Here is a 12,704-nt window from a genome sequence, read left to right on the forward strand (position 1 = left end):
TGATGTTTCAGTAAAGAAAAAGCCCGGCATGCCGGGCTTTTTCAGTTTTACAGTGTCTTGATCAGCACCTGGGATTTACGTTGCCAGTTATACATATGCTGGCGGTCCTTCGGCAAATCGTCGACCGTGGCCGGCACGAAGCCCCGTTTCTTGAACCAGTGCGAGGTGCGCGTGGTCAGCACGAACAGCTTGTTCAGGCCGGCGGCGCGGGCGCGGTTTTCCATGTGTTTCAGGATGCGTTCGCCGTCGCCCTGGGCTTGCACTTCCGGGTTCACCGTCAAACATGCCATTTCTGCCATCTTTTGCGCGGGGAACGGGTACAGGGCGGCGCAGCCGAAGATCACGCCGTCATGCTCGATGACGGAGAAATAATCGATTTCGCGCTCGATCAGCTCGCGGCCCCGCTTCACCAAAGTGCCGTCCGCTTCCAGCGGTTCGATCAGTTTGATGATGCCGCCCACGTCTTCGATGGTGGCCTGGCGCAAGCTTTCCAGGTTTTCATGGCTGATCATGGTGCCCACGCCATCATGGGTAAACAATTCCAGCAGGGCGGAACCATCCATCGAGAACGGCACGATGTGCGAGCGCTCGACGCCGTTGTGGCATGCTTTGACGCAATGTTTCAGGTAAAACGCCGTGGCGTCGGGCAAGAAGCCCGCCATCAGCACGGCTTCGGCCTGGTGCGATGACAGTTCGCGGATTTCCACGCCCGTCGCGTCTTCCATCATCGGTGTTTCGGTGATGAAAATCAGCTTGTCCGCGTGCAGGGCGATGGCGGCGCTGCAGGCCACGTCTTCCATGGTCAGGTTGAACGCTTCACCGGTGGGTGAAAAGCCCAGCGGCGACAGCAGCACCAGGCCGTCCGAACCGAGGATGGAATGGATGGTTTCGGCGTCGACCTTGCGCGTGATGCCCGTCAGTTCCAGGTCCACGCCATCGATCACGCCCAGCGGGCGCGCCGTGATGAAGTTGCCGGAAATGATACGGATGGCCGCATGCGACATGGGCGTGTTCGGCAAGCCCTGGCTGAACGCGGCCTCGATATCGAGGCGCAGCTCGCCGGCGGCTTCCTTCGCGCATTCCAGCGCGGCAATGTCCGTGATGCGCACGCCGTTGTGGAAGCGGCCTTCGACGTTACGCAAGGCCAGTTGTTCCGCCACCTGCGGCCGCGAGCCGTAGACGACGGTGACATTGATGTCCAGCGCATGCAGCAGGGACAAATCATGGGCCAGCACCTGCAGCGCCCCGGCGCTGACGAGTTCACCGGGGAAGGCGACCACGAAGGTCTTGCCGCGAAAGGCGTGGATGTAGGGCGCGACTGAGCGCAGCCATTGGACGAATTGGGTAGGGTTTTCCATTAAGCGCATTATAATTCGCTGCGCGATGTGCGCGCTTAAAATACCTGTAAAAAACAATGTCTTCAGCCAGCAATAAGTCTTCCCCTCCTTCCACCGTTGCAAATGTGCCCGCCAGCGGGGATGTTTCCGCGCCTGCCGCCACGCCTGCGCAGGGCCGTCCACGCCCGCCCGTGAGCCAGCAAAGGCAGCAGCCTCCGCGCGCGGAACAGCAGAAACAGCAACAGCAGCAGCGATCGGGAGAGGGCAAGCCCCAGGCCGCGCGCCCGCCGCGCGAGGGGCAGGAAAGCCGCGAAGCCCGCGACGCTGCCCGCGCCGCGCGCGAAGCGGAAAAGGCTTTCCGCAACCCGCTGCCGCCGATCACGTATCCGGAAGACTTGCCCGTCTCGGGCCGGCGCGCGGAAATCGCCAAGGCCCTGACGGAAAACCAGGTGATCATCGTCTCGGGCGAGACGGGTTCCGGCAAGACGACCCAATTGCCGAAGATTTGCCTGGAACTGGGACGCGGACAGAAGGGCTTGATCGGCCACACGCAGCCGCGCCGTATCGCCGCCTCGTCGACGGCCAAGCGCATCGCGCAGGAGCTGGGCACGCCGCTGGGCGAGACGGTCGGCTTTAAAGTCCGCTTTGCCGACACCTTGACGAAGGGCGCGTCCGTCAAGCTGATGACGGACGGTATCTTGCTGGCCGAGACGCAGACCGACCCGTTGTTGAAAAATTACGACACTATCATCATCGATGAAGCGCACGAACGCAGCCTGAACATCGACTTCCTGCTCGGCTATCTGAAGCAGCTGCTGCCGCGCCGGCCCGACCTGAAAATCATCATCACCTCGGCGACCATCGACGCGGAACGCTTTGCGCGCCATTTTGGCACGCCGGAAAAACCGGCGCCCGTGATCGAAGTGTCGGGCCGTCTGTACCAGGTGGAAGTGCGCTACCGCCCCGTGGAGCGCGAACAGGTGGCCATGCCGGGTGCCGCCAACCCTGACAAACCTGGCCAGAGGACGGCTGCCGCGCGCGAAAAGCGCGATTTGATGGATGCCGTCGTCGATGGCGTGGAAGAGCTGTGCCGCATCGGTTCGGGCGACGTGCTGGTGTTCTTGCCGGGCGAGCGCGAAATCCGCGACTGCGCCGAAGCGCTGCGCAAGCACCACCCGCCGCACGTGGAAATTTTACCCCTGTTCGCCCGCCTGTCGGCCGAAGAGCAGGAGCGCGTCTTTAAAACCAGCAATGCGCGCCGCATCGTGCTGGCTACCAACGTGGCGGAAACGTCGCTGACGGTGCCCGGCATCCGCTACGTGGTCGATGCGGGCCTGGCGCGGGTGAAGCGCTACAGCTACCGCAACAAGGTGGAACAGCTGCAGGTCGAGCCGATCGCCCAGTCGGCCGCCAACCAGCGCGCCGGGCGTTGCGGCCGCGTGGCCGACGGCGTCTGCATCCGCCTGTACGAAGAGCAGGATTATTTGCTGCGCCCGAAATTCACGGAGCCGGAAATCCTGCGCTCCTCGCTGGCGGCCGTCATCCTGCGCATGAAATCCCTGCACCTGACGGACGTGGAAACCTTCCCCTTCATCGAGCCGCCGCTGGCGCGCGCGGTGGCCGACGGCTATCAGCTGCTGCAGGAGCTGGGCGCCGTCGATGAAGTCAATAAACTCACGCCGCTGGGCAACAAGCTGGCCAAGCTGCCGCTGGACCCGCGCGTGGGCCGCATGATCCTGGCCGCGCTCGACAACGCCTGCCTGACGGAAGTGCTGATCGTCGCCTCTGCCCTGTCCGTGCAAGACCCGCGCGACCGCCCGATGGAGCATCAGCAGGCGGCCGACGAGGCGCACAAGAAATTTGCCGACGAAAAATCGGAATTCCTCAGCTATCTGAAAATCTGGCGCTGGTTCGAGTCCGCCATCGAGCACAAGAAAACCAACCGCCAACTGCAAGACAATTGCCGCACGAATTTCCTGTCGCAGATGCGCTTGCGCGAATGGCGCGACGTGCACTCGCAGTTGTTGACCATCGTCAAGGAACAGGGCTGGCGCCTGAACGAAGCACCGGCCACCTATGATAATCTGCATATGGCCTTGCTGACTGGCTTGCTGGGCAATATCGGCTTCAAGGGAGAGGACGAGCCGGGCGCGGGCTACCTGGGCGCGCGCGGCATCAAGTTCCATATCTGGCCCGGCTCCTCGCTGCTGAAAAAACCGGGCAAGTGGATCATGGCGGCCGAGTTGGTCGACACGACGCGTTTGTACGCGCGCTGCGTGGCGCAGATCCAGCCCGAATGGCTGGAAAAGGTGGGCGAGCACCTGCTGAAGAAATCGTGGGGCGAGCCGCGCTGGGAAAAACGCTCGGCGCAGGTGACGGCGTCCGAGCGGGCTACTCTGTATGGCCTGGTGGTGTACAGCCAGCGGCGCATCAATTACGGCAATTTCAACTTGCCGGAAGCGCGCGAAATCTTCATCCGCGATGCGCTCGTGGGCGGCGACTTCGACACGCGCGCGCCGTTCTTTGCGCACAACCATAAACTGATCAAGGACATCGAAAACCTCGAGCACAAATCGCGCCGCCTGGACGTGCTGGTCGACGATGAACTGATCGCCGCCTTCTACGACAAATTGCTGCCGGCGGACGTGTGCAATGGCGCCGGTTTCGAGAAATGGCATAAAGAGGCCATACGCGAGAATCCGAAGCTGCTGTACCTGAACCGCGAAGAGCTGATGCGCCACGAGGCGGCCGGCGTGACCACCGACCTGTTCCCGAAAACCATGTCCGTGACGGGCCTGGAAATGGGCCTCACGTACCACTTCGAGCCGGGCAGCGTGCGCGATGGCGTGACGTTGTCGGTACCCCTGTATGCCTTGAACCAGTTGCCGCGCGAACGCTGCGAATGGCTGGTGCCGGGCATGCTGAAGGAAAAAGTGCATCTGCTGCTCAAATCGCTGCCGCAAAAGCTGCGTCGCCACTGCGTGCCGCTGCCCGATTACGCGGCCAAGTTCTGCGAGCGCGTGCATGCAGCGGGCGTGTTTGGCCGCGGCGACCTGATCGACGCCATCATCCTCGACATCCGCACGCAGATCACGATCAATGTGCTGACGACGGATTTCAAGCCGGAAACCTTGCCTGCCCATCACTTCATGAATTTCAAGGTGATCGACGAGCATGGCCGCCAACTGGACATGGGCCGCAACCTGGCCACCCTGCAAGCGGAATTCGGCGGCCAGGCGCGCCAGAGTTTCCAGAAACTGGCCGAAGTGTCGGGCGTGTCCGGCACGGGCACGCCCGGTGCCAAGGTGGCGGGCGCGCAAGTGGCGTCGCGGCTGCAGGCGCAAGCGCAGGGTGCCGCTGCTGCCGCTGGCAAGGGCGGCGCGCCGGCCAAGGGCGCAGCCGCTGCTGCGGCGCCGGCATCAGGCAATGCCACCGTCTCGCAGCACATGGGCTTGACGGGCTGGACCTTTGGCGAATTGCCGGAGTTGCTCGAAATCGTGCAAGGCAAGCTGACCCTGATCGGCTTCCCCGCGCTGGTCGACAAGGGCACGCATTGCGACCTGGAAGTGTTCGATGACCCGACGGTGGCCGCCCGCACGCACAAGGTGGGGTTGCGCCGCCTGTTCGCGCTGCAAATGAAGGAGCAGATCAAGTACGTCGAGAAAAGCATCCCCGGTTTGCAGCAGATGGGCATGCAATTCATGGCCCTCGGTTCGCAGGAAGAGTTGCGCGAGCAAATCATCAACAAGGCGCTCGATATTGCTTGCCTGCAAGATCCGCTGCCGCTGGACGCCGCCTCGTTCGCCAAGCGCCAGGCGGAAGGCAAGTCGCGCCTGGTCTTGCTGGTCAATGAAATCGCCCGTTTGCTGTCGCAAGTACTGACGGAATTCCACGGCTTGCCCAAGCGCCTGCAGAATATTCCTGCGGCGGCGGCCACCGATATCCAGTCGCAGCTGCAGGGACTCGTGCATAAGCGTTTCCTGACGGAAAACGAGTACACGCAGCTGGCGCATTTCCCCCGTTACTTAAAAGCGATCAATGTGCGCCTGGAAAAGCTGCGCGCCGACCCAGCGCGCGACACCAAGTTGATGGCCGAGTGGCAATCGGCGGCCGCGCCGTATGTGCGCCAGACCAAGGACCGCCAGGCTGGCAAGAACACGGACCCGAAACTGGTCGACTTCCGCTGGATGCTGGAAGAGCTGCGCGTGTCGCTGTTCGCGCAGGAATTGCGCACGCCGATGCCTGTTTCGGCCAAGCGCCTGCAAAAGGTATGGGAGTCCATGCAGCGCTAGGTTTTTTGCCCCCGGCCCACGCGTAGGTCGCATGACGCGGTTTTACCGCTAGTCCGGCCGGCGTTGATCCTGCTCATCATCGCCGAGCGATGAGCGCGAGTCACCCTGGCTGCTGCCCGTGCCGGCGCGGCTGCCGCTCATGGAGGTGCCGGACATGCTGCCTTCGCTGCCCGATTGCAGGCTGGCGCCGCCGCGCAGGTCGCTGCCCGATGGCATGCGGCTGCCTGCCATGGCGCCGCTGCCGTAGCGCGTGCCGCTGCCATAGAAGGCTTCCATCTGCTGGTTCCATGCTTCGCTGCCCATGTCGGGCCAGTTGTTCTTGTCGAAGCCGGGGGCGTCTTTCAGCAGGTCTTTGTCCACGTTGAGCAGGAAGCGCTTGTTGACGGTGTCCAGGGTCAGGCGTTCCCAGGGCACGGCAAACAGCTTGTCGCCCATGCCCAGGATGCCGCCGAAGGACAGCACGGCATAGGCGATCTGGCCCGTGCGCATGTCGAGCATGATTTCCTTGATGTCGCCCAGCTCCTCGTCGTTGTGATTGTAGACATCGTCGCCGAGCAGGGTATCTGCCCCCATCAGTGCCGGCCCCGGGCCGTCGTGGTTGCGGTACATGCCCAGGATGTCGCGGTCCAGATAGCTCATGGTGTTCTCTCCTCTGGTGAAGTGCGGATCGAACATCCAGATTAAGCATGCGCACGAGGTCGCGCTTGATCTGCCTCAATCGTGCCAGCGGCACTTTTATCCGTGTGCAAACGTACGGTGTTGCCAGACAATTGCGGTACTCTATGCATTCTACGGAGGAGGCCGCACATGCTGACGATGCAACGATGCAGTGGGATGAACTTGCGGTACGCTCCACCACGCCATGCGCGCCGCTTGCCATGGTAAAGCCCGCCACCAAATGGCTGCGCGGGCTGCTGCGCGCCGGTAAGGCGCAGCAGCGCACGGCCAGCAAGCTGGCCAAGGTGCTGTTCGGGCCCGTGCCGGCCAAGCCCAAGGCCAAAGCCCGCAGCAAGGTCGTGGCCAAGACCACGCAGGCGAGCCACAAGCCGCGCGCCAGGCCCGCCAGCGACGCGCTGCCCGCCCTGGCGCCCTTCGCCACGCCCCTGTCGCCACCGCGCGTGCGCAAGCGAACGGCGCCCCCGCCGGGCAAGTGGCTGGCCGCCCACTATGCGCCGTTGCCGGAACTGGGGCAGTTGCCGGGCCGGCGCCTGCCATATTTCCTGTACCTGCCCGAGAAGGCGCCGAGCGCCGCCATGCGCAGCCGGGGCCGGCCGCTGCTGGTGATGCTGCACGGCTGCGAGCAGAGCGCCACGCAATTTGCCGAAGGCACGCGCATGAACCGCCTGGCCGAGCGCAAGGGCTATGCCGTGCTGTATCCGCAACAATCGCTGCGCTCGCACGCACGCCGCTGCTGGAAGTGGTACGACAAGCTGACGCAGGACGGCGGCGGCGACGTGCGCCTGATCGTCGGCGCCATCGAGCAGGTGGCGGCCCGCTATGCGATCGACCGCGCGCGCATCTATATCTGCGGCATTTCCGCCGGCGCCGGCATGGCGCATATCGTGGCCCTGAACCACCCGCAGCTGTTCGCCGCGCTGGGCCTGCATTCCGGGCCCGTGTTTGGCGCCGGGCATAACCTGATCGGCGCGCTGGGCGTGATGCAGCATGGCGCGGCCGCCCGCGCCGACGCGGCCATCGATGAAGTGCTGGTGCGCCAGCCCGCGTTTCCCCGCCTGCCCACCATCCTGCTGCAAGGGCTGGCTGACAAGGTGGTGCGGCCCATCAACCAGACGCAACTGGTGCGCCAGAGCGTGCGCGTCAACCGCTTGCCGGTCGATACCGTGGTGACGGCGCAGCGCCTGCCTGGCGGCGCGGCGGGCGGGCGCAATCCGGCCCATGCGTATGCGCTGCACGATTACCAGGTGGACAAGCAGGTGCTGCTGCGCGTGGCGCAGGTCGAGCACCTCGAGCACGCCTGGAGCGGCGGCGACGCCAGCCTGCCGTTCAACGACAAGGCCAAGCCCGACGCCAGCAAGATGCTGCTCGATTTCTTCGCCAGCCACCGCCGCCGATAAGCCGCCGTGCCGCGCGCCGCAACGGTGCGCAGGCACTGGTACGCATCGTTCTTCCCTTCCTCGCAGGGCCGCTGCCGCACGCCGGCACGCCGGCCGCGCCCTTTCCGGCGCCGATTTCCAATGCCGCAGCAGCACGGTTTTTCATTAAGTGGTATTGCTGCGGTATTTAAAAATCACAAAAATAGGCGCTAAAAATACTAACTGGTATACAATTGGTACACGTTTTCAGTGAAGTCGTGTCCGCCGTCCCATGCCCCGACAGCCGGTACGCACTGACGGCAGCCACCCACGTTACGGAACGCGCCATGTCCATCAAGTCCAAGCAGTTGCTGTGGTTTTTTGCGTTTTTCCTCGTCTTTGAACTGAATATCTATCTGTCGAACGACATGATCATGCCGGCGATGCTGGGCATCGTCGGCGAGTTCCAGGCGGAGGCGAAATTCGTCCCCTTGTCCCTGAGCCTGTATCTGCTGGGCGGCAGTTCCCTGCAGATATTCCTGGGGCCCCTGGCCGACGCCATCGGCAAGCGCAAGCTCGTGTTGACCGGCAATACCTTGTTCCTGCTGGCCACGTTGGCCGTGCCATTGACCGCTTCGATCGAGCAATTTCTCGTCGCGCGTTTCATCCAGGGCATGGGCTGCTGCTTCATCTTCGTCGGCTATGCCATGATCCATGAACTGTTCGACGACATGGCGGCCGTCAAGCTGAGCAGCATCCTGTCGAGCACCACCATCCTCGCGCCCCTGGCCGGTCCCATCCTCGGCAGCGCCATCATCAGCCGGCTGGACTGGCGCTACGTGTTTTTCCTCTCCGGCCTGCTGGCGCTGCTGTCCTTGCTGGGCCTGTGCAAGACCATGCCGCGCACGCCGGCGCCGGTCGCTCGGCTGGACCTGGGCGCCATCGCGCGCAGCTATGGCGCTATTTTCAGCAATCGGCGCTTCATGTTCGGCATGTTCACGGCCGGGCTGGCCACCGTGCCCCTGACGGCCTGGATCGGCTTTTCGCCCCTCTTCGTGCTGCAGGAAATGGGCGCCTCCTACGCCACGTATATCGCCCTGCAATGCGTGATCTTGTCCGGTTTCGTTCTCAGCAGCATCGCCATCCAGCGCCTGCGCCAGGATTTCCCCCTCGTGTCCCTGTTGCGCCTGGGCGGGCTGATCGCGGCCGCCGGCATGCTGGGCGCCGGCGCGGGCCGCCATCACGTCGACGTGTTTGCGGCCTGCATGTTTGTCTATTCCATCGGCTTCGGCCTGTTCAACGGCGCCCTGATCCGCAGCGCGCTCACGGCCAGCAGGGAATCGATGACCTTGACGACGGCCGCCATGAGCTTGCTGTACTGCATTTATCTGTCCGCCTGGCTGCAGCTGTACAACGTGCTGTGCCAGCGCTTCGGCTATGCGTTGGAAACGTATGCATTGCTGAATATCCCCGTCATCGTGGTCATCACGGCCTGCCTGCTGCTGTTCACACGGGGCATGGCGGGACGCCGGGAAAGGGAGGTGCTGCTCGCCCGGCACTGATGGCGCAACGATGCGCATGTTGTCGACCTTGTTTTACCTCCTGCGACGTTTATTGACACTCTCCTGCGGAAAATGGTGCGCCCATGAAAATAGATGACCTGGCCTCGAAACACGATCAAGCAAAGATTTTCAACCTGGAATACGAGTTTCGCATCAACCGGCTGAAACTCGATTACATCACCCTGGCCGATGTCCGGCCGGCCGGCAGCGACCTGGAGCAATTGGCCGCGGAGCACCAGGCGGGCATCGCGGCCCTGCGCAGCTTCGTCGCCCTGAACTTCAACCATTTCAATGCGGCAAGCTGTTCCTCGCTCAGCTGCATTCCCACGCGCGCGCTCGGCGAGGACGAGCGTTACCTGCACCGCATCTGGATGGGCGGACCCTTGCCGGCCATCGCCTGCGAGGCGGTCCAGCAGTGGGGCGCGGCGCTCGACGACGTGCGCTGCAACGGCGGCGCGCCGTATGTTTCCATCCTGTGGGTGTGGGACGCGCAGCAGTTGCGCGATGACGAGCGCTTCAGCCCCACGGGCGGCGCCGGGCGCTACACGATAGGCCGCTACGACATCGGCGGCACGACCCTGCATATCAATTCGCTGCGCGCGCTGGCGCTGGACTTCGCGCCGGCCCGCTTCGATATCCTCGATACCCTGCATACGCAGCGCTACTTCGCCACCTTGTCCGATTATTTCCGCATCCTCATCATGTGCGAGTACGGCGGCCTGTATATGGATGTGGATACGATCCCGCACAATCCGGCGACGATTTTCCTGATGAAGCCGGAAGTGCCCGATTATTTCCAGCGCAAGGATGATGACAGCGAAGAGCGCCGGCATGTCAGCTGGATGAATTTGTTTCTCGATGAAACGGGCATGCTGATCGCCAAGAAGAACGATGCGGCGCTGCGTGTGATCCAGCGCAATGTGAACCGCGCGTATGCGGGTATCGATGCGCAGATTCCCCGTTCCTGCCCGCAATTCGAGGCGCGGCTGTTCGGCCAGTTTTATGCCGAATGGAAGAAAAACCTGGGCGTGACCCTGCTCAGCCATGCCGAGTTTTACCAGCGCTATTGCGTGCTGTATGACGGCGCGCGGGAAGCGGTGGCGGGTGGCATCCGCGGCATGCGCCTGCTGGACGATATCATTACCGACATGCACATCCCCTTGAGCGACGAGGAACGGCGCGCGTATGCGCGCTGCGTGGCGCGGCTCGACGAAATCGGCTGGCAACTCGACGATCCTTTGATCTTGCCCAATATCGTCGACGTGTTCAATATCGAGGAAGTGCCGCGCATGGCGTATGCTGCCCAATTGCGGGCGGATATCGAGCATTTCCACTATTACTCGGTGCTGTCGGACGATCCGCAGCTCGACCGCGTGAATGACGTTTTTTGCCGCTACCTGCTGGCCCATCGTTCGCAGCATATTGCCGCCGGCAACTTCTGGCGCCCCACCGTGGGCCGCCACGGCAGCCGCATGCCAACCGCCGGCGATACCGCCCCGTCCGGCGACGAAGTTCAGGCTCAGGCGGGCTTGCTGTCGCATGCGCCGCTCACGCTGGTGCCGGGAGAACTGCTGGGCGACGAGGCAAAGAACCGCATGGCCAAATTGCTGTTTGCCACCAGCTACCTGGAATACTGTTCGTTCGGCAATAAACTCAATCTGCAGTTCGTCGAATTGCAGCGGCGGCAGAACATCGACCCGTACCTGGCGCACATCCACGGCCTGCATGACGAGGACGGGCGCTTCATCGGCTTCTTTACGGCCGCGACGATGGACGAGTTCCAGGCTTGCGGCGCCGTCTCGTATTACCGCGATGACATGAAGGCGCTCGACGATGCGTATGACGCCTTCGTGCTCGCGCATGCGCGCGCCGACGACTGTTTCGTCAGCAGCTTGGCCATCGACGAAAAATACCGGGGCCAGGGTTTATTCAGGCAGATGTTCCATGAGATCCGCGACCTGTCCAGCCGCAAGGGCTGCGCGCGCATCACCCTGACGGTGTGGGAAAAGAGCGAAGCGCTGCAAGTGTATCTGCACAAGGGTTTTCGCAGCGTGGGCACGTTCGACTATGCCTACAGCCTGTTCTATGACCGGCTGCATTTCCTCGTGTATGAAGGAAACTGAGGAAGGTAACTGAGGAGGGAGAACGAGGGAGAACAGGGGCGGCCGGCAGCCGCCCCGTGTAGTGTCTTACAGGGCCAGGAAGGCCAGGCCCGCCACGGCCGTCGGCAGCAGGGCACCCGCCAGCAGGCCGACGGCGCCGATCGATTCATCCTTGAAGCCGCGGCGCAGCAGGGCCACGCCGGCCGGGTTCGGCGCATTGGCGATGACGGTCAGGCCGCCACCGGCCACGGCGCCGGCCATCAACATGTATTTCGCTTCGTCCGTCATGCCGACGATCAGCGAACCGAGGTAGGTGAGGGCTGCATTGTCTGTAATCGCCGTCAAGCCCAGGGCGCCGAAGAACAGGGCCAGCGGTTTCAGGCTGGAAACGATGGGCTGCAGCCACCATTGCTGCATGCCGCCCAGCACCACCAGGCCGCCCAGGAAGAAGCCGACCAGCAAGCCTTCCTTGAGGATCAGCGGGCTTTGATAGCGCTCATACGCCTGCACGAAGCCGAGGAAGAACAGGAACAGGCCGATGAACAGCACGGGATGGTGCGCCAGGGTGACGACGCCGGCCAGCACGATCATGTGCACCAGGCTGACGGCCAGCGGCACTTTCGGCGCTTCCACTTCGCCAGCCTTCGGCTTGATGTCGGAGGTGTTGCTGTGCAGATATTTGCGCAGCAAGATGCTCACGCCCGTGGCGTTGACCAGCACGGCGATGGCGGCCTTCCAGCCGAAGTGGGTGGCCATGTAGGCGCTGTCCCAGTTCCACGTGGTGGCCACCATCAGCACGGGCGGCGCCGCGTACGAGGTGAGGGTGCCGCCGATGGAAACGTTGACGAAGAGCACGCCCAGCGCGCCGTATTTCAGCCATTCAGGGATGCCCGGGCGGAAGATTTGCGGCGCCAGCATCAGCGCGGCCAGGGTCATGGCGGCCGGTTCCGTGATCAGGGAGCCCGTCAGGGGCACGAGCGCCAGGCCCAGCCAGACGAGGGCCAGTTCCGTGCGCAGCGGCATCACGCGCGCCACGCCCTTCAACAGGCGCTGCACGGCGTCGAGCACGGGGCGCGAGGCGGCCACCACCATGACGACAAAGACGAACAGCGGCTCCGTGTAATGGCGCGACTCGGCATACTCGATGGCCGCATCGCCGCCCGAGACAAAGGCCATGATGATGATCAAAATGAAAGCCCAGAAGCCGAACACGACTTCCACTTCGCCCAGCAAATGCAGCAAGCCCGCATGGCGGGGATGGCGCCGCGATAATGTTTCAAACGACTTGGCGGCGAAGGTATGGATGAGCGCGAGGCCGAAGACGATGGCGCTGATGAGTTGGATGGTGGTCAAATGCGTTTCCTTATGGACGGAGGAA

The 12,704-nt window shown here is 63.2% G+C and carries 7 protein-coding genes; 4 read left to right on the forward strand and 3 right to left on the reverse strand.

Annotation, left to right across the window (positions count from 1 at the left end; translation table 11 throughout):
• Positions 1 to 47: 47 nt before the first annotated feature.
• On the reverse strand, positions 48 to 1,358 hold the full coding sequence (gene argA / locus O3301_RS07970) for an amino-acid N-acetyltransferase (protein ID WP_046685875.1): 1,311 nt from the start codon (positions 1,356 to 1,358) through the stop codon (positions 48 to 50).
• 56 nt (positions 1,359 to 1,414) lie between these two features.
• On the opposite strand from argA, the gene hrpA reads away from it, so the two are divergent.
• Complete coding sequence (hrpA, locus tag O3301_RS07975; RefSeq protein WP_305056052.1) at positions 1,415 to 5,629, forward strand: ATP-dependent RNA helicase HrpA; 4,215 nt, start codon at positions 1,415 to 1,417, stop codon at positions 5,627 to 5,629.
• Between the two features lie 48 nt (positions 5,630 to 5,677).
• On the opposite strand, the gene O3301_RS07980 is transcribed toward hrpA, so the two are convergent.
• Positions 5,678 to 6,268 (reverse strand): PRC-barrel domain-containing protein, encoded by a 591-nt coding sequence (locus tag O3301_RS07980; protein ID WP_305056053.1) that lies wholly within the window; start codon positions 6,266 to 6,268, stop codon positions 5,678 to 5,680.
• 239 nt (positions 6,269 to 6,507) lie between these two features.
• On the opposite strand from O3301_RS07980, the gene O3301_RS07985 reads away from it, so the two are divergent.
• The 3 genes from O3301_RS07985 (at position 6,508) to O3301_RS07995 (ending at position 11,347) form a co-directional block, all read left to right on the forward strand.
• Entirely contained in the window at positions 6,508 to 7,704 is a 1,197-nt protein-coding gene (locus tag O3301_RS07985; RefSeq protein WP_305056054.1) for a PHB depolymerase family esterase, read from the forward strand.
• 305 nt (positions 7,705 to 8,009) lie between these two features.
• Entirely contained in the window at positions 8,010 to 9,224 is a 1,215-nt protein-coding gene (locus O3301_RS07990) for an MFS transporter (RefSeq protein ID WP_305056055.1), read from the forward strand.
• A gap of 83 nt (positions 9,225 to 9,307) precedes the next feature.
• Positions 9,308 to 11,347 (forward strand): GNAT family N-acetyltransferase, encoded by a 2,040-nt coding sequence (locus O3301_RS07995; RefSeq protein ID WP_305056056.1) that lies wholly within the window; start codon positions 9,308 to 9,310, stop codon positions 11,345 to 11,347.
• A 66-nt stretch (positions 11,348 to 11,413) separates the two neighbouring features.
• Here O3301_RS07995 and O3301_RS08000 read toward each other — a convergent pair whose 3' ends face one another.
• The gene (locus O3301_RS08000; RefSeq protein WP_099666919.1) at positions 11,414 to 12,679 is read right to left on the reverse strand and encodes a putative Na+/H+ antiporter; all 1,266 of its coding nucleotides are present in this window, start codon (positions 12,677 to 12,679) and stop codon (positions 11,414 to 11,416) included.
• Positions 12,680 to 12,704 lie beyond the last annotated feature (25 nt).

The organism is Janthinobacterium sp. SUN211 (assembly GCF_030587315.1).
GTDB lineage: Bacteria > Pseudomonadota > Gammaproteobacteria > Burkholderiales > Burkholderiaceae_D > Janthinobacterium > Janthinobacterium kumbetense.